Source organism: Klebsiella sp. 10982, from assembly GCF_048589245.1.
Taxonomy (GTDB): domain Bacteria; phylum Pseudomonadota; class Gammaproteobacteria; order Enterobacterales; family Enterobacteriaceae; genus Klebsiella; species Klebsiella quasivariicola.
This window is the reverse complement of record NZ_JBMAXV010000007.1, coordinates 1-15717: the sequence shown is the minus strand read 5'-3', so window position 1 is coordinate 15717 and position 15717 is coordinate 1. Positions and strand designations below refer to the sequence as shown.

General features: G+C 56.6%; 22 protein-coding genes. 12 read left to right on the top strand and 10 right to left on the bottom strand.

The window, feature by feature from the left end; genetic code table 11:
- The first annotated feature begins 93 nt into the window (after positions 1 to 93).
- Positions 94 to 366 (top strand): DNA-binding transcriptional regulator SfsB, encoded by a 273-nt coding sequence (gene sfsB / locus ACKLKD_RS08205; RefSeq protein WP_025712537.1) that lies wholly within the window; start codon positions 94 to 96, stop codon positions 364 to 366.
- 57 nt (positions 367 to 423) lie between these two features.
- Here the strand turns inward: sfsB and murA are convergent, their stop codons facing one another.
- The 7 genes from murA to mlaF form a co-directional block, all read right to left on the bottom strand.
- Positions 424 to 1683, bottom strand: coding sequence for a UDP-N-acetylglucosamine 1-carboxyvinyltransferase (gene murA / locus ACKLKD_RS08200; RefSeq protein ID WP_025712538.1), 1260 nt, complete (start codon positions 1681 to 1683; stop codon positions 424 to 426).
- 53 nt (positions 1684 to 1736) lie between these two features.
- On the bottom strand, positions 1737 to 1991 hold the full coding sequence (gene ibaG, locus ACKLKD_RS08195) for a BolA family iron metabolism protein IbaG (protein WP_004144910.1): 255 nt from the start codon (positions 1989 to 1991) through the stop codon (positions 1737 to 1739).
- 136 nt (positions 1992 to 2127) lie between these two features.
- Positions 2128 to 2418, bottom strand: a complete 291-nt coding sequence (gene mlaB / locus ACKLKD_RS08190) for a lipid asymmetry maintenance protein MlaB (RefSeq protein ID WP_025712539.1) — start codon at positions 2416 to 2418, stop codon at positions 2128 to 2130.
- A complete protein-coding gene (mlaC, locus tag ACKLKD_RS08185) occupies positions 2418 to 3053 on the bottom strand; it encodes a phospholipid-binding protein MlaC (RefSeq protein WP_025712540.1) in 636 nt (211 codons plus the stop codon). Before mlaC ends, mlaB begins: the two co-directional genes overlap by 1 nt.
- Positions 3054 to 3071: 18 nt before the next feature.
- Positions 3072 to 3623, bottom strand: coding sequence for an outer membrane lipid asymmetry maintenance protein MlaD (gene mlaD, locus ACKLKD_RS08180; protein ID WP_025712541.1), 552 nt, complete (start codon positions 3621 to 3623; stop codon positions 3072 to 3074).
- 4 nt (positions 3624 to 3627) lie between these two features.
- Positions 3628 to 4410, bottom strand: a complete 783-nt coding sequence (gene mlaE, locus ACKLKD_RS08175) for a lipid asymmetry maintenance ABC transporter permease subunit MlaE (RefSeq protein ID WP_080897331.1) — start codon at positions 4408 to 4410, stop codon at positions 3628 to 3630.
- 7 nt (positions 4411 to 4417) lie between these two features.
- Entirely contained in the window at positions 4418 to 5230 is an 813-nt protein-coding gene (gene mlaF / locus ACKLKD_RS08170) for a phospholipid ABC transporter ATP-binding protein MlaF (protein WP_042929381.1), read from the bottom strand.
- A gap of 209 nt (positions 5231 to 5439) precedes the next feature.
- Between mlaF and ACKLKD_RS08165 the strand changes: the two genes are divergently transcribed.
- The 11 genes from ACKLKD_RS08165 to npr all read left to right on the top strand — a co-directional run bounded on the left by ACKLKD_RS08165 (position 5440) and on the right by npr (position 13335).
- Complete coding sequence (locus ACKLKD_RS08165) at positions 5440 to 6417, top strand: calcium/sodium antiporter (protein ID WP_025712543.1); 978 nt, start codon at positions 5440 to 5442, stop codon at positions 6415 to 6417.
- Positions 6414 to 7418, top strand: coding sequence for an arabinose-5-phosphate isomerase KdsD (gene kdsD, locus ACKLKD_RS08160; protein WP_370511770.1), 1005 nt, complete (start codon positions 6414 to 6416; stop codon positions 7416 to 7418). Before ACKLKD_RS08165 ends, kdsD begins: the two co-directional genes overlap by 4 nt.
- A gap of 14 nt (positions 7419 to 7432) precedes the next feature.
- Positions 7433 to 7999, top strand: coding sequence for a 3-deoxy-manno-octulosonate-8-phosphatase KdsC (gene kdsC / locus ACKLKD_RS08155; RefSeq protein ID WP_025712545.1), 567 nt, complete (start codon positions 7433 to 7435; stop codon positions 7997 to 7999).
- Entirely contained in the window at positions 7996 to 8571 is a 576-nt protein-coding gene (gene lptC, locus ACKLKD_RS08150) for an LPS export ABC transporter periplasmic protein LptC (protein WP_002918413.1), read from the top strand. Before kdsC ends, lptC begins: the two co-directional genes overlap by 4 nt.
- Positions 8540 to 9085 (top strand): lipopolysaccharide ABC transporter substrate-binding protein LptA, encoded by a 546-nt coding sequence (gene lptA / locus ACKLKD_RS08145; RefSeq protein ID WP_002918415.1) that lies wholly within the window; start codon positions 8540 to 8542, stop codon positions 9083 to 9085. The genes lptC and lptA overlap by 32 nt, the downstream gene beginning before the upstream one ends.
- A 6-nt stretch (positions 9086 to 9091) precedes the next feature.
- Positions 9092 to 9817: an LPS export ABC transporter ATP-binding protein gene (gene lptB, locus ACKLKD_RS08140; RefSeq protein WP_004206203.1), complete on the top strand. Its 726-nt coding sequence runs from the start codon at positions 9092 to 9094 to the stop codon at positions 9815 to 9817.
- A 47-nt stretch (positions 9818 to 9864) separates the two neighbouring features.
- Positions 9865 to 11298: an RNA polymerase factor sigma-54 gene (rpoN, locus tag ACKLKD_RS08135; RefSeq protein ID WP_025712546.1), complete on the top strand. Its 1434-nt coding sequence runs from the start codon at positions 9865 to 9867 to the stop codon at positions 11296 to 11298.
- A gap of 22 nt (positions 11299 to 11320) precedes the next feature.
- Entirely contained in the window at positions 11321 to 11608 is a 288-nt protein-coding gene (gene hpf, locus ACKLKD_RS08130; protein WP_004206206.1) for a ribosome hibernation promoting factor, read from the top strand.
- 69 nt (positions 11609 to 11677) lie between these two features.
- Positions 11678 to 12166: a PTS IIA-like nitrogen regulatory protein PtsN gene (gene ptsN / locus ACKLKD_RS08125; protein ID WP_004144926.1), complete on the top strand. Its 489-nt coding sequence runs from the start codon at positions 11678 to 11680 to the stop codon at positions 12164 to 12166.
- A gap of 45 nt (positions 12167 to 12211) precedes the next feature.
- Entirely contained in the window at positions 12212 to 13066 is an 855-nt protein-coding gene (gene rapZ, locus ACKLKD_RS08120) for an RNase adapter RapZ (RefSeq protein ID WP_002918428.1), read from the top strand.
- Positions 13063 to 13335, top strand: coding sequence for a PTS phosphocarrier protein NPr (npr, locus tag ACKLKD_RS08115; protein WP_002918431.1), 273 nt, complete (start codon positions 13063 to 13065; stop codon positions 13333 to 13335). Before rapZ ends, npr begins: the two co-directional genes overlap by 4 nt.
- A gap of 41 nt (positions 13336 to 13376) precedes the next feature.
- Here the strand turns inward: npr and ACKLKD_RS08110 are convergent, their stop codons facing one another.
- The 3 genes from ACKLKD_RS08110 to ACKLKD_RS08100 form a co-directional block, all read right to left on the bottom strand.
- Positions 13377 to 14225, bottom strand: coding sequence for a fumarylacetoacetate hydrolase family protein (locus ACKLKD_RS08110; protein ID WP_025712547.1), 849 nt, complete (start codon positions 14223 to 14225; stop codon positions 13377 to 13379).
- Positions 14225 to 14848, bottom strand: coding sequence for a hypothetical protein (locus ACKLKD_RS08105; protein WP_025712548.1), 624 nt, complete (start codon positions 14846 to 14848; stop codon positions 14225 to 14227). The genes ACKLKD_RS08110 and ACKLKD_RS08105 overlap by 1 nt, the downstream gene beginning before the upstream one ends.
- 160 nt (positions 14849 to 15008) lie before the next feature.
- On the bottom strand, positions 15009 to 15717 hold a 709-nt coding region (locus ACKLKD_RS08100), incomplete at its 5' end, for a sodium ion-translocating decarboxylase subunit beta (RefSeq protein ID WP_420061967.1).

Below are 15717 nucleotides of genomic sequence, written 5' to 3'. Positions count from 1 at the left end.
TAACAGAACTTGTTAGAACCTTACATAGTACGCGGGTATAGTGTCACTATCGCCCATGTGGGACGATCTGGACCTTAAACACCAGGAGAATTTATGGATAAGTTCATCGACTGGCATCCCGCAGATATTGTTGCCGGATTACGTAAACGGGGAACATCGCTGGCAGCAGAGTCGCGACGGCACGGCCTGAGTTCTTCAACGCTGGCGAACGCCCTGACCCGCCCCTGGCCGAAAGGCGAATTGATTATCGCCACGGCGCTGGAAACGCAGCCATGGGTCATCTGGCCATCGCGCTACCACGACCCCGTGACTCATGAGTTTATTGACAGAACGCAGATGATGCGTCAGAAGAAGATGAACAAGTGATGTGATTGATTGACAGTGACCCCGGACCATCGTCACGGGGTCACTGCCAGGACGCGGTTACTCGCCCTTCACGCGCTGAATATTGGCACCCAGCGCCTGCAGTTTATCTTCGATACGCTCATAGCCACGATCGATGTGGTAGATGCGATCGACGATAGTAGTCCCCTCAGCGATGCAGCCTGCCAGCACGAGGCTCGCCGATGCGCGCAAATCGGTCGCCATTACCTGGGCGCCCGAAAGCTGCTTCACGCCGTGACAGATAGCGGTATTGCTCTCGATCTCCGCGTGCGCGCCCATACGGATCAGTTCCGGAATGTGCATGAAGCGGTTTTCAAAGATCGTTTCGGTGATCACGCCGGTCCCTTCCGCTACCAGGTTAAGCAACGTGAACTGAGCCTGCATATCGGTCGGGAACCCCGGGTGTGGTGCAGTACGTACGTTAACCGCTTTTGGACGGTTGCCGTGCATATCAAGGCTGATCCAGTCTTCGCCCGTTTCGATGTCAGCCCCGGCGTCGCGCAGCTTCGCCAGTACGGCATCCAGGGTATCTGGCTGCGCGTTACGGCAAAGGATCTTACCGCCAGAAATCGCCGCCGCGACCAGGAAAGTACCGGTTTCGATACGGTCCGGCAGTACACGGTATACGCCGCCACCCAGACGCTGCACGCCTTCGATAGTGATGCGGTCGGTGCCCTGACCGGTAATTTTGGCGCCCAGCGCGTTAAGGAAATTCGCGGTATCGACGATCTCTGGCTCGCGAGCGGCGTTTTCAATAATCGTCGTCCCCTCCGCGAGGGTCGCCGCGCTCATGATGGTGACGGTGGCGCCGACGCTCACCTTATCCATCACGATATGCGCGCCTTTCAGGCGACCGTTAACCGAGGCTTTGACATAACCTTCTTCCAGTTTGATCTCGGCACCCAGCTGCTCCAGCCCACTAATGTGCAGATCGACCGGACGCGCGCCAATGGCGCAACCGCCTGGCAGAGACACTTGTCCCTGACCAAAACGCGCCACCAGCGGGCCCAGCGCCCAGATAGAAGCGCGCATGGTTTTAACCAAATCGTATGGAGCACAGAATACGTCGACCGGGCCGGCGTCAATCCATACCGAACCATTACGCTCAACCTTCGCGCCCAGCTGGCTCAGCAGCTTCATGGTGGTATCGATGTCTTTCAGCTTAGGTACGTTCTGGATCTCTACCGGCTCTTCAGCAAGCAGCGCGGAAAAGAGGATTGGCAGGGCGGCGTTTTTTGCACCGGAGATGGTGACTTCGCCCTGTAGGCGAGTCGGCCCCTGAACACGGAATTTATCCATTGATTCTGTTCTCTATTAAAAATTCACATACGCTGCAGGGGATCCCCCACAGCTTAGAAGCCATTTAGTTTGCGGTCTCGCGCCCACTCCTGCGGAGTAAAGGCCTTGATCGACAGCGCATGGATGCGGTTGTCAGCAATATATTCCATCAGCGGCGCGTAGACGCTCTGCTGCTTTTTAACCCGACTCATGCCATCGAACATCTCACCCACAGCAATAACCTGAAAGTGGCTGCCATCGCCAGAGACGTGGACTTCCTGGAGGGGGAGTGCGTTCATCAGCACGGTCTGAATTTCATGATTTTCCATGGGCTCAAATTTATCTGATAGTGAAAACAGCCCAACATCTTAGAGGAAAGTGACGCGGTCTTAAACAAGCAAAAAGCCCCGGCGAAAAGATTGCCGGGGCTTTCGGAATAGCTTCAGCGCTAACGCACTGAAAAGATTATGGGATCATATCGACAGGCAGGTTGTAAAGACCGATCAGCGTTTGCAGATTCTCGCTCTTACCGACCAGTTGCGCTTCCCGGCCCTGACGGCGTATCAGCGCCACAAAATGCACTAACAGCGCCAGACCCGCCGTGTCCACCCGAGTGATATGGCTAAGATCGATGATCACAGTCCCTTCAGTCGCCTTAGCCCGCGCCTCCCAGAGTGGGACCAGCAGATCCTGGTCCAGCTCTCCGTGCAGCGCCAGCGTCTCACCCTCGCGAGTCCAGCTTAACTGCCCGGTCATTATTTTTTCTGTTCCAGGGTGATCGGCTGCGCGGAGATCGCTTTCAGTTGCGCAGTCAGGCCGTCAACGCCCTTGGTACGCAGCAGGTCGCTCCACTCATTCTGTTTGGTGGTGATCATGCTGACGCCTTCGGCGATCATATCGTAGGCCTGCCAGTTGCCGGTCTGGGTGTTTTTACGCCACTGGAAGTCCAGGCGCACCGGCGGACGGCCGTTCGGATCAACGATGGTCACGCGGATAGGCACGATAGTGGCGTCGCCCAGCGGCTGCTCCGGGGCAATCTGGTAAGTCTGACCATGATACATCGCCAGCGCCTGGCCGTAGGCTTGCTTCAGGTATTCACGGAAAGCGGCAAAGTAAGCTTCACGCTGTGCCGGGGTCGCTTCTTTGTAGTAGCGGCCAAGTACCAGCGCGCCTGCATATTTCACCTGCACATACGGCAGCAGCTCCTGGTCGACGATGTCGCGCAGATAGTTAGGGTTGGCTTTGATCTTCGGCTGTTCATTCTTCAGGCGATCGAAGGTTTTCTGCGCTGCTTCATTCATCAGCTTATACGGGTTGGACTGGTCTGCCGCCTGGGCGGCGGTCAGTGGGGCAATCACCAGCATGGCGACCATGAGTAAGCGTTTAAACATATCGTGTTTCTCCTGAAATTAATGCGTCGTGCCGGCTGCCGGCGTCACGTCAGTATGACCTTCTGCCTCGGCCTTATCATTGCCAGAATTCTGATTGTCGCCACCCTTGCTGTTATAAAGGAACTGACCGATCAGATCTTCCAGCACCATGGCGGATTTGGTGTCCTGGATCGTACCGCCGTCTTTAAGGATAGCCGTCCCGAGGTCCGGATCTTCAAAACCGACGTTCAGCGCCAGGTACTGCTCCCCCAGCAGACCAGAGGTGCGAATCGCCAACGAACTGGTATCCGGGATATGGTTGTAGCGCTGATCGATATCGAGCTCTACGCGCGGCAGATAAGTTTTTGGATCAAGGGTGATATCCGCCACACGGCCGACAACCACCCCCCCGATGCGCACCGGCGAACGCGCCTTGAGGCCGCCAATGTTATCGAAGGTTGCATAAAGGCGGTAAGTTGGCTCGGTACGTAGCGAAGTGACGTTCGCCGCTTTCAGGCAGACAAACAGCGCCGCCAGCAGCGCCACCAGTAAGAATACCCCTACCCAGATTTCATTTTTTTTCGTTTGCATGAACTCAATTCCCAAACATCAGCGCAGTCAGCACAAAATCCAGCCCCAGAACCGCCAGCGACGCATGCACCACGGTGCGCGTTGTCGCCCGGCTAATCCCGGCGGAAGTGGGGATAGCGTCATAACCATTGAATAACGCAATCCAGGTTACCGTAATGGCAAATACCAGACTCTTAACCAGGCAGTTAACCAGATCCATTCGCCAGTCGACGGCGTTTTGCATCGCGGTCCAGAAAAAACCACCGTCAATACCCTTCCAGCTCACGCCCACCAGCGCACCGCCCCAGATCCCCACCGCGACGAAGATAATCGTCAGCAGCGGCAGCGAAATGACACCGGCCCAGAAACGTGGGGAAATGACGCGACGCAGCGGATCCACCGCCATCATCTCCATACTGGAGAGCTGCTCCGTGGCCCGCATCAGGCCAATCTCGGCGGTCAGCGCCGACCCGGCTCGCCCGGCAAACAGCAGCGCGGCGACTACCGGTCCCAGCTCGCGCAGCAGCGACAGTGCCACCAGCATGCCAAGACTGGTCTCTGCACTGTAGGTGGTTAAGACCAGATATCCCTGCAGCCCAAGCACCATACCGATAAACAGGCCCGAGACAATGATAATCAGCATCGACAAAACGCCAACGTTGTAGAGCTGACGAACCAGCAGCGGCGCGTGCTTGCGAAACTCTGGTTTGCCGACAACGGCGTTGAAAAGCATTAATCCGGCGCGTCCAAACGTCGCGGTAGTTTTAATACCGCGATGCCCTAGCGCGGCCAGCGCATTAAACAGCATGAGTCGCTCAACTCCCTATGCCTAATAAATCATGGTGATAGTCGCCAGCCGGATAACGGAACGGCACCGGACCGTCGGCAATACCATCAATGAACTGACGAACCCGAGGATCGGCATTCTCCCGCAGCGACTGAGCGCTACCGTGGGCGACAATCTTTTTATCCGCCACGATATACGCGTAGTCCGCAATGCTAAGCACCTCAGGCACATCGTGCGAAACCACGATGCAAGTGACACCCAACGTACTGTTGAGTTCAGAAATTAGCTTCACCAGCACGCCCATGGTGATGGGATCCTGTCCGACGAACGGTTCGTCGAACATAATCAGATCCGGCTCCAGGGCAATGGCCCTTGCCAGCGCGGCGCGGCGCGCCATCCCACCGGAAAGCTCGGACGGCATTAACTTCGCCGCACCGCGTAGCCCCACCGCTTCCAGCTTCATCATCACCGTCGTATGCAGCAGCGCAGGCGGCAGATGCGTATGTTCCCGCAGCGGATAGGCAACATTATCAAAGACATTGAGATCGGTGAACAACGCGCCGGACTGGAACAGCATGCTCATCCGCTTACGCACCGTGTAAAGCCGTGAACGCGTCATCTGCGGCACGTTCTCGCCATCGAACAGGATCTCTCCCCTGTCCGGCGGGATCTGCCCGCCGATCAGGCGTAACAGGGTAGTCTTGCCGATCCCCGAAGGTCCCATAATCGCAGTAATTTTACCGCGCGGCACCGACAGCGAGATGTCGTCAAAGATCACACGATCGCCGCGAGAAAAGCGGATATCGCGCACTTCAACTAAATTCGCCTGAGTTTGGCTCATAAAATCATCCTTACTAAACACCTGACGGGCAAGCATGGCCCTTTCTTGCGCCACAATCACAACATTTTTACAGAATCTTACCTGCACAGGTTAGCGAAAGCTGGCATTTGTTTTACTTTTGGCACACATAAAGTCAAAATTAAGAATTCGTTACGCTGCGTAGGGATAACCCAGCGAGGCGACGATTATACCTGAAGAAAGGACTTTAGATGCTCTTAGCGACGGCTCTGTTAATTATTGGTTTACTGCTGGTTGTCTACAGCGCCGATCGTCTGGTCTATGCCGCTTCTATTCTGTGTCGCATGTTGGGGATCCCGCCGCTGGTTATTGGTATGACAGTGGTCAGTATCGGCACCAGCTTGCCTGAGATCATGGTCTCTACCGCGGCCTCGCTGCATGGGCAGACCGATCTGGCGGTCGGCACTGCGCTCGGCTCCAACATCACCAATATTTTACTGATCCTCGGTCTCGCCGCCTTACTCAGGCCATTTACCGTGCATTCTGATATTCTGCGCCGCGAATTACCGCTAATGTTGCTAGTGAGCGTCCTGGCGGGACTGGTGCTCTACGATGGACAACTGTCCCGTCTCGACGGGCTATTTTTGCTGGCGCTGGCGCTTTTGTGGCTGCTGTTCACTATCAAAATCGCGCGTCTGGCAGAGCGTCAGGGAAGCGATAGCCTGACCCGGGAACAGCTGGCGGAATTGCCGCGCGAAGGGTCACTGCCGGTCGCCTTGCTCTGGTTAGGGGTGGCGATGATCGTCATGCCGATGGCCACCCGTATGGTGGTGGATAACGCGACGGTACTGGCGAACTTTTTTGCTATCAGTGAACTGACCGTTGGCTTAACGGTTATCGCTATCGGCACCAGCTTACCGGAGCTGGCCACCGCCATCGCTGGTGCGCGGAAAGGGGAAGATGACATTGCCATCGGCAATATCATCGGCGCAAACATCCTCAATATAGCGCTGGTGCTGGGGTTACCCGCGCTGATTGCGCCGGGGACCTTTGCCGCAGAAGCCTTTACCCGCGATTATGGCGTGATGCTGCTGGTCAGCCTGATCTTCGCGGTGCTGTGCTGGCGCCGCCAGCAACAGCCGGGCCGACTGATTGGCGCGCTGCTGGTCGGCGGTTTTGTGGTTTGGTTGGCGATGCTGTTCTGGACAGCACCGCTCTTCGTTGAATGACTCGGGATTACATCATGTCGCAAATAGATTTGCCCACGGATTTTGACTTTCAACAGGCAGGCCGTCAGGTGCTGGAAATTGAACGTGAAGGTCTGGCCCAGCTCGATCAATATATAAATGAAGATTTTACCCATGCCTGCGAAACCATTTTCCGCTGCGGCGGGAAAGTCGTGGTGATGGGGATGGGCAAATCCGGCCACATCGGACGCAAAATGGCCGCCACTTTCGCCAGTACCGGCACTTCGGCATTTTTTGTCCATCCCGGCGAAGCCGCGCACGGTGATTTAGGTATGGTGACGCCGCAGGATGTCGTGATTGCGCTGTCGAACTCTGGCGAATCGAATGAGATCCTGGCGCTGATCCCGGTTCTGAAACGCCAGCAGGTGAAACTTATCTGTATGACCAGCCGACCGGAGAGCAGCATGGCGCGCGCGGCGGACATTCATCTGTGCGTGAAAGTACCCAAAGAGGCCTGTCCGTTAGGGCTGGCCCCCACCTCCAGCACCACTGCCGCACTGGTGATGGGCGATGCCCTCGCCGTTGCCCTGCTGGAAGCCCGCGGCTTTACCGCGGAGGATTTCGCCCTCTCGCATCCGGGCGGCGCACTTGGTCGTAAGCTGTTGCTGCGCGTCAATGATATTATGCATACCGGTGATGAGATCCCGCACGTCGGCTTACAGGCCACCCTGCGCGATGCGTTACTGGAAATCACGCGTAAAAATTTAGGTATGACGGCCATCTGCGATGACAAGATGAATATCATCGGCATTTTCACCGATGGCGACCTGCGCCGGGTTTTTGATACTGGCGTCGATATGCGCGATGCCAGCATTGCCGACGTCATGACCCGGGGGGGGATCCGTATCCGTCCCGGCACTCTGGCGGTGGATGCGCTCAACCTGATGCAATCCCGTCATATTACCTGCGTGCTGGTTGCCGATGGCGACCATCTGCTGGGTGTGGTACATATGCACGATCTGCTGCGCGCGGGCGTAGTGTAAGTAAGGAAAAAATAATGAATAATGCTGATGCTCAGTTAGCGACCTGCTACGGGCCGGTAAGCCAGGCGTTTCTCGATCGCGCGGCGAAGATCCGTTTGCTGATCCTCGATGTCGACGGTGTATTATCCGACGGGCTTATCTATATGGGTAACCAGGGCGAGGAACTGAAGGCGTTCAACGTCCGTGATGGCTATGGTATTCGCTGTGCGCTGACCTCGGGCATTGAAGTGGCGATTATTACCGGACGAAAAGCTAAACTGGTAGAAGATCGCTGTCAGACGCTGGGCATCACGCATTTGTATCAGGGGCAGTCGGATAAACTGCTGGCGTTCCGCGATCTTACCGACAAACTGGGCGTAGGCGCGGACGAAGTCGCCTACATCGGTGACGATCTCATTGACTGGCCGGTGATGGCCGAAGTGGGCCTCAGTGTCGCCGTCGCAGATGCACATCCGCTACTGTTGCCGCGCGCCGATTACATCACCCGGATTAATGGCGGCCGTGGCGCGGTACGTGAAGTCTGCGATTTGTTACTATTGGCGCAGGGCAAGTTGGATGAGGCCAAAGGGCAATCAATATGAGTAAAACCAGACGTTGGGTTATCATTTTACTGTCGCTGCTCGCGCTGATCCTCATCGGCCTGAATCTGGCGAATACGGACGACACGGCCCAGCCGGAGGTCAATCCAAACGACCCGACGTATAAAAGCGAACATACCGACACCGTGGTGTACAGTCCGGAAGGTGCCCTGAGCTATCGGCTGATTGCCGAACACGTGGAATACTTTTCCGATCAGGAGGTCTCCTGGTTTACCAAACCAGTCATGACCACCTTCGATACCAATAAGGTGCCGACCTGGTCGGTCAGGGCAGACAAAGCGAAGCTGACGAATGACCGGATGCTCTATCTTTACGGGCACGTTGAGGTGAATGCGCTCGCGCCGGATTCTCAACTGCGCAAAATTACGACGGATAACGCCCAGATAAATCTGGTAACGCAGGATGTTACCTCCGATGACATGGTGACGTTATACGGCACCACATTTAATTCCAGCGGCCTGAAAATGCGTGGAAACCTTCGCAGTAAAAATGCCGAGCTGATTGAAAAGGTGAGAACCTCTTATGAAATTCAGAACAAACAAACTCAGCCTTAAGATTGCGCTCGCCGGCGCGTTACTGGCCGCCAGCCTGCCAGCTCTGGCCAAGACGGGTGATACCGATCAGCCGATCCACATCGAGTCCGATCAGCAGTCGCTGGACATGCAGGGCAACGTCGTCACCTTCACCGGTAACGTGGTCGTGACCCAGGGGACGATCAAAATTAACGCGGATAAAGTGGTGGTCACCCGTCCGGGCAATGAGAAAGGCAAAGAGGTGATCGAAGGTTTTGGTAACCCGGCCACTTTCTATCAGATGCAGGATAATGGCAAACCGGTAAAAGGCCGGGCGTCGAAAATGCGCTACGAGCTGCAGAACGATTACGTCGTGCTGACCGGTAACGCTTATCTGGAACAGCTCGACAGCAACATCAAGGGCGACAAGATCACCTATCTGGTGAAAGAGCAAAAAATGCAGGCCTTCAGCGACAAAGGTCGACGCGTCACCACCGTTCTGGTGCCGTCTGAGCTGCAGGACAAAAGCGGCAACCAGCAAAAGAAGAGTAACTAATTCGTTATGGCAACCTTAACTGCGAAGAATCTCGCTAAAGCTTACAAAGGCCGCCGCGTGGTGGAAGATGTCAGTCTCACCGTTAATTCCGGGGAGATTGTCGGCTTGCTCGGCCCGAACGGCGCCGGTAAAACCACCACCTTCTACATGGTGGTCGGTATTGTGCCGCGCGATGCGGGCAATATTATTATCGATGACGAAGACATCAGTTTGCTGCCGCTGCACGCGCGCGCGCGCCGGGGCATCGGCTATCTGCCGCAGGAAGCCTCCATTTTCCGTCGCCTGAGCGTCTATGACAACCTGATGGCGGTCCTGCAGATCCGTGACGATTTGAGCAGCGAGCAGCGGGAAGATCGCGCCAAAGAGCTGATGGAAGAGTTTCATATTGAGCACCTGCGCGACAGCCTCGGTCAGGCGCTCTCCGGTGGTGAACGCCGCCGCGTCGAGATCGCCCGCGCGCTGGCGGCGAACCCGAAATTTATCCTTCTGGATGAACCCTTTGCCGGCGTTGACCCGATCTCCGTTATCGATATTAAACGCATCATTGAGCACCTGCGCGACAGTGGCCTCGGCGTGCTGATTACCGACCATAACGTCCGTGAGACCCTCGCGGTCTGCGAACGGGCGTATATTGTCAGTCAGGGACACCTTATCGCTCATGGTACACCGCAGCAGATCCTCGAAGATGAGCAGGTTAAGCGCGTGTATCTTGGGGAAGACTTCAGACTCTGATAGGGTAGAGGTTACAGACGTTTTAGCCGGAGATATTTACCCTGAACATGAAGCAAGGTTTGCAATTAAGGCTTAGCCAACAGCTTGCCATGACGCCGCAGCTGCAGCAGGCGATTCGTTTGCTGCAGTTGTCCACGTTAGAACTCCAGCAAGAGCTCCAGCAAGCGCTGGAAAGTAACCCGTTGCTTGAGCAAACCGATCTTCACGACGAGGTAGAGGCAAAAGAGGTGGAGGACCGCGAGTCCCTCGATACCGTCGACGCGCTTGAGCAAAAAGAGATGCCCGACGAGCTGCCCCTCGATGCCAGCTGGGATGAAATTTATACCGCCGGCACGCCGTCGGGTAACGGCGTCGACTATCAGGACGACGAGCTGCCCGTCTATCAAGGTGAAACCACCCAGACGCTTCAGGATTACCTGATGTGGCAGGTTGAGCTAACGCCTTTCACCGACACCGACCGCGCCATTGCCACCTCCATCGTCGACGCCGTCGACGATACGGGCTACCTCACCGTTCAGATTGAAGATATCGTCGACAGCATCGGCGATGACGAGATCGGTCTGGAAGAGGTGGAAGCCGTTCTGAAGCGTATTCAGCGTTTTGATCCGGTTGGCGTCGCGGCGAAAGATCTGCGCGACTGCCTGCTGATCCAGCTGTCGCAATTCGCCAAAGAGACGCCGTGGCTGGACGAGGCCCGGCTGATTATCAGCGAGCATCTCGATCTGCTGGCCAACCATGATTTCCGCACCCTGATGCGGGTGACGCGCCTGAAAGAAGAGGTGCTGAAAGAGGCGGTGAACCTGATCCAGTCGCTGGATCCTCGCCCTGGTCAGTCCATTCAGACCAGCGAACCAGAATATGTCATTCCCGACGTACTGGTCCGCAAGGTTAGCGGCCGCTGGGCCGTGGAGCTCAATGCCGACAGCATACCCCGGCTGAAAATCAATCAACAGTATGCAGCAATGGGCAACAGCGCCCGCAATGACGCCGACAGTCAGTTTATTCGCAGCAATCTGCAGGAAGCCCGCTGGCTGATCAAAAGTCTGGAAAGCCGTAACGATACGCTGCTGCGCGTTAGCCGCTGCATCGTTGAACAACAGCAGGCTTTTTTCGAGCAGGGTGAAGAGTATATGAAGCCGATGGTGCTGGCCGATATCGCCCAGGCCGTCGAGATGCATGAATCGACGATTTCCCGTGTGACCACGCAAAAATATCTGCACAGTCCGCGCGGTATTTTTGAACTGAAGTATTTCTTCTCCAGCCATGTGAATACCGAAGGCGGCGGCGAAGCCTCGTCGACGGCCATTCGCGCGCTGGTGAAGAAGCTCATCGCCGCGGAAAACCCCGCGAAGCCGTTGAGCGACAGTAAGCTCACCTCCATGCTGTCCGAGCAGGGTATCATGGTGGCGCGCCGCACTGTCGCGAAGTACAGAGAGTCTTTATCCATCCCGCCGTCAAACCAGCGTAAACAACTGGTCTGACACAACCGATAAGGAAGACACTATGCAGCTCAACATTACAGGACACAACGTCGAGATCACTCCCGCCATGCGCGACTTCGTCACCGCGAAGTTCAGCAAGCTGGAGCAATTTTTCGACCGGATCAATCAGGTCTATATTGTGTTAAAAGTAGAGAAAGTGACGCAAATTGCGGACGCGAATCTGCATGTCAACGGTGGCGAAATCCATGCCAGTGCGGAAGGGCAGGATATGTATGCAGCTGTCGATGGTCTTATCGATAAGCTGGCAAGACAGTTAACGAAGCACAAAGATAAACTAAAACAACACTAATTGTCCGGGCCCCCTGCGACCGCCGTCAGTGAATATCGACGACGGCCGCGGGGGCGCTCAGGTGAAATTATGATGAACAACGATTCGGCTCTACAACTGAGCAACGTCCTGAACCAGGAATGTACCCGTAGCCAGGTTCACTGCCAGAGCAAGAAGCGCGCTCTGGAAATCATTAGCGAACTGGCCGCCAAACAGTTAAGTTTGCCGCCGCAGGTGGTATTCGAAGCGATCCTCACCCGCGAAAAAATGGGCAGTACCGGAATTGGCAATGGTATTGCCATTCCCCACGGAAAACTGGAAGAGGATACGCTGCGTGCTGTCGGCGTTTTTGTCCAGCTGGAAACCCCCATCGCCTTCGACGCGATCGACAATCAGCCTGTCGACCTGCTGTTCGCGCTGCTGGTGCCGGCCGATCAGACAAAAACCCACCTGCATACGCTCTCCCTGGTGGCCAAACGGCTGGCGGACAAAGCCATTTGTCGTCGCCTGCGCGCGGCGCAGAGCGATGAAGAGTTGTATGAGATCATCACCGAAGCAGGAAGCAGCGATGACGCATAACGGCAGTCGCACCTTATCCTTTATCGTACTGAGGAGAAACGGTACATGGTACTGATGATCGTCAGCGGCCGCTCGGGCTCGGGGAAATCCGTCGCTCTGCGAGCGCTGGAAGATATGGGCTTTTACTGCGTGGATAACCTGCCGGTCGTGCTGCTGCCCGACCTGGCGCGGTCGCTGGCTGACCGTAATATCTCCGCGGCCGTCAGCATCGACGTGCGTAACATGCCGGAATCCCCGGAGATCTTTGAGCAGGCGATGCAGAATCTGCCGGAATGCTTTTCTCCGCAGCTGCTGTTTCTCGATGCCGACCGCAACACGCTGATCCGCCGTTACAGCGATACCCGTCGCTTACATCCGCTCTCCAGTAAAAATCTGTCGCTGGAAAGCGCCATCGACGAAGAGAGCGATCTGCTGGAACCACTGCGTTCCCGCGCGGATCTGATCGTCGATACGTCCGAAATGTCGGTGCATGAGCTGGCCGAGATGCTGCGTACTCGCCTGTTAGGCAAACGCGAGCGTGAACTGACGATGGTCTTCGAATCCTTCGGCTTTAAGCACGGCATCCCGATCGATGCTGATTACGTCTTTGACGTACGTTTCCTGCCCAACCCGCACTGGGATCCGAAACTACGCCCGATGACCGGTCTGGATAAGCCGGTGGCCGCCTTCCTCGACCGGCACACCGAAGTGCACAACTTTATTTATCAGACCCGGAGCTATCTTGAGCTATGGCTACCGATGCTGGAGACCAACAATCGCAGCTATCTGACGGTGGCCATTGGTTGTACCGGCGGGAAACATCGTTCAGTTTATATTGCTGAACAACTGGCTGACTACTTCCGCTCCCGCGGCAAGAACGTACAGTCTCGTCATCGGACGCTGGAAAAACGTAAATCATGACCGTAAAGCAAACCGTTGAGATCACCAATAAGCTGGGCATGCATGCCCGCCCGGCGATGAAGCTGTTTGAGCTGATGCAGAATTTCGATGCCGAAGTACTGCTGCGCAACGACGAAGGTACCGAGGCGGAGGCAAACAGCGTGATTGCCCTGCTGATGCTGGACTCGGCGAAAGGGCGTCAGATAGAGGTAGAGGCCAGCGGTCCGCAGGAAGTTGAGGCGCTGGCCGCGGTTATTGCGTTGTTCAACGCCGGGTTTGACGAGGATTAGTCTTTACTACACAAGGGTGTAGCAATCACCCCTTGTGTATATCAAAACCTACCCTGCACCTCTTCAAGCACTCTATTACGCAGGCAGCCGATCTTTTCAATTTCCACTTCAATCGTATCGCCATCTCGCAGGAACAGCGGCGGGGTGCGCTTTTTCCCCACGCCGCCCGGTGAGCCGGTCAGGATAACATCGCCCGGCGTCAGCAGGCAGAAGGTGCTGATATAGGCAATCAGCTCCGGGACGCTATGGATCATGCTGGCGGTATTGTCGTTCTGCACTTCCATACCGTTGAGCCGGGTTTTGATGGCCAGCGCGTTAGGGTCGGCGATTTCATCCCGCGTCACCAGCCAGGGGCCAAAGCCGCCGGTCGATGGCCAGTTTTTGCCGGCGGTAAACCAGGCGTGCTGCCAGTCGCGGGCCGAGCCGTCCATATAGCAGCTGTAACCGGCAACGTGCTCCAGCGCCCGCTCGACGGGAATATTGCGCCCGCGTTTGCCGATCACCAGCGCCAGCTCGCCTTCATAATCAAACTCATGGCTGGCAGCCGGTTTAATGATCTCGCCCAGATGCCCGCACTGGGAATCCGGGAAACGGATAAACAGCGTTGGATCGGGATCCTGCTCGTCAAACTCCAGCCTTTTGGCCTGGTAGTTCATCCCGACGCAGAGGATCTTCTGTGGGTCGGGGATCAGCGGCAAAAATTCGATCTCATCAAGGGCATAGTCGATCGCCATATGCGACAGCATTTCTGCCGGGATATTGTCCATTGCCGCCAGAAAGGATTTCAGCGACGGATATTGCAGAAAATGCCGGGTTAAATCGACAACGCCATCCCCCCGCAACAAACCATAGCGGGGAATATTGCTTACACAAAAACTGATTAACTTCATTAATAACTCTCTGGATATTCTTCAGAAAACAGAGGTCCTGCCGGAAAGTGGACTAAAAAACCGGTGGTGGTCAGTAGTTCACTCAGCCCGCAGAACCCAATGCACCGGGGGGCGGCTTCATCGTCGAGGGATGTTAACACGGCGTACCCTTTCTCCCCCAGTACGCCGCCCTGCCAGAGTATTCTCTGGGCCTGATCCTGCAGCCATGGCGACTCGCTTCGCCAGGCCAGAATATGCAGCAGCGTCTGCCTGACAGCCGTATCATCGCCGTGTCCATCGCGACGCAGGCGTGACCAGACCGGCAGCGCCACGCTGCGCACGGTCTCAACCAGGGCGGGCAGATCTGCCGTCAGACCGGGGGCATGACGAAAGCGCCGCAGCACATCGTCACAAAGCGGGTTCTGCGCCAGGGGCTGCTGGCGGGCAAGGCGCAACCCGGCAGCGGCGTAGACCGGCTCCGTAAGTACTACAGCGGTTCGATCGGTGTCATTGACCGGTAGCTGGAGCATTTTCAGGCCAGAGGCCAGCTTGCAGACCTGTTCCAGCGACTGATGAAGGTAGCCTGCCAGCGAGGTCCTGGTGACCCGGGAGGCGGTATATTCAGGTATTGCTGTTTCAGACATCTCTTTCTCCTTGTAGGGTATTCCCGGCTTGCAGACGGCTGTGAACCCGTAGCCTGGCTCAGCGCAGCGCAAGCCGGGAGAACGTATTTCCCGGAGGCGATGCTGCGCATCTGTCCGGGCTACAGATCCATGCAATCCGGTAGCCCGGACAGGTACCGGTTTACATCGCCAGCACGTACTTGAGCATCACCCCGGCGGCGATCGCCGAGCCGATCACCCCGGCCACGTTCGGGCCCATCGCATGCATCAGCAGGAAGTTCTGCCCGTCCGCGTCCAGACCCACCTTGTTCGACACCCTGGCCGCCATCGGCACCGCCGACACCCCGGCAGACCCAATCAGCGGGTTGATTTTGTGTTTACTGAACACGTTCATCAGCTTCGCCATCAGCACCCCGGCCGCGGTCCCCACGCAGAAGGCAATCACCCCCAGCACCAGGATCCCCAGCGTCTGCGGCTGCAGGAACTTGTCCGCCACCAGCTTGGCCCCCACCGACAGCCCGAGGAAGATGGTCACGATGTTGATCAGCGCGTTCTGCACCGTGTCGCTCAGCCGCTCCACCACCCCGCTCTCGCGCATCAGGTTGCCGAAGCAGAACATCCCCAGCAGCGGCGCGGCGTCCGGCAGCAGGAGCGCCACCAGCAGCAACAGCACCGCCGGGAACAGGATCTTCTCCCGCCGGCTCACCGTGCGCAGCTGCACCATGCGGATCTTCCGCTCTTTGTCGCTGGTCAGCGCCTTCATGATCGGCGGCTGGATCAGCGGCACCAGCGCCATGTAGGAGTAGGCCGCCACCGCGATGGCCCCGAGTAATTCCGGCGCCAGCTTGCCCGACAGGTAAATCGCCGTCGGGCCGTCGGCGCCGCCGATA

Coding starts and splice junctions, on each gene's coding strand:
- rapZ (WP_002918428.1), top strand. CDS start 12,212: ATGGTACTGATGATCGTCAGCGGCCGCTCGGGCTCGGGGAAATCCGTC.
- kdsD (WP_370511770.1), top strand. CDS start 6,414: ATGACTCGGGATTACATCATGTCGCAAATAGATTTGCCCACGGATTTT.
- npr (WP_002918431.1), top strand. CDS start 13,063: ATGACCGTAAAGCAAACCGTTGAGATCACCAATAAGCTGGGCATGCAT.
- ACKLKD_RS08110 (WP_025712547.1), bottom strand. CDS start 14,225: ATGAAGTTAATCAGTTTTTGTGTAAGCAATATTCCCCGCTATGGTTTG.
- mlaF (WP_042929381.1), bottom strand. CDS start 5,230: ATGAGCCAAACTCAGGCGAATTTAGTTGAAGTGCGCGATATCCGCTTT.
- ACKLKD_RS08105 (WP_025712548.1), bottom strand. CDS start 14,848: ATGTCTGAAACAGCAATACCTGAATATACCGCCTCCCGGGTCACCAGG.
- sfsB (WP_025712537.1), top strand. CDS start 94: ATGGATAAGTTCATCGACTGGCATCCCGCAGATATTGTTGCCGGATTA.
- kdsC (WP_025712545.1), top strand. CDS start 7,433: ATGAATAATGCTGATGCTCAGTTAGCGACCTGCTACGGGCCGGTAAGC.
- mlaE (WP_080897331.1), bottom strand. CDS start 4,410: ATGCTGTTTAATGCGCTGGCCGCGCTAGGGCATCGCGGTATTAAAACT.
- lptC (WP_002918413.1), top strand. CDS start 7,996: ATGAGTAAAACCAGACGTTGGGTTATCATTTTACTGTCGCTGCTCGCG.
- ptsN (WP_004144926.1), top strand. CDS start 11,678: ATGATGAACAACGATTCGGCTCTACAACTGAGCAACGTCCTGAACCAG.
- hpf (WP_004206206.1), top strand. CDS start 11,321: ATGCAGCTCAACATTACAGGACACAACGTCGAGATCACTCCCGCCATG.
- mlaD (WP_025712541.1), bottom strand. CDS start 3,623: ATGCAAACGAAAAAAAATGAAATCTGGGTAGGGGTATTCTTACTGGTG.
- murA (WP_025712538.1), bottom strand. CDS start 1,683: ATGGATAAATTCCGTGTTCAGGGGCCGACTCGCCTACAGGGCGAAGTC.
- ACKLKD_RS08165 (WP_025712543.1), top strand. CDS start 5,440: ATGCTCTTAGCGACGGCTCTGTTAATTATTGGTTTACTGCTGGTTGTC.
- rpoN (WP_025712546.1), top strand. CDS start 9,865: ATGAAGCAAGGTTTGCAATTAAGGCTTAGCCAACAGCTTGCCATGACG.
- ibaG (WP_004144910.1), bottom strand. CDS start 1,991: ATGGAAAATCATGAAATTCAGACCGTGCTGATGAACGCACTCCCCCTC.
- lptA (WP_002918415.1), top strand. CDS start 8,540: ATGAAATTCAGAACAAACAAACTCAGCCTTAAGATTGCGCTCGCCGGC.
- mlaB (WP_025712539.1), bottom strand. CDS start 2,418: ATGACCGGGCAGTTAAGCTGGACTCGCGAGGGTGAGACGCTGGCGCTG.
- mlaC (WP_025712540.1), bottom strand. CDS start 3,053: ATGTTTAAACGCTTACTCATGGTCGCCATGCTGGTGATTGCCCCACTG.
- lptB (WP_004206203.1), top strand. CDS start 9,092: ATGGCAACCTTAACTGCGAAGAATCTCGCTAAAGCTTACAAAGGCCGC.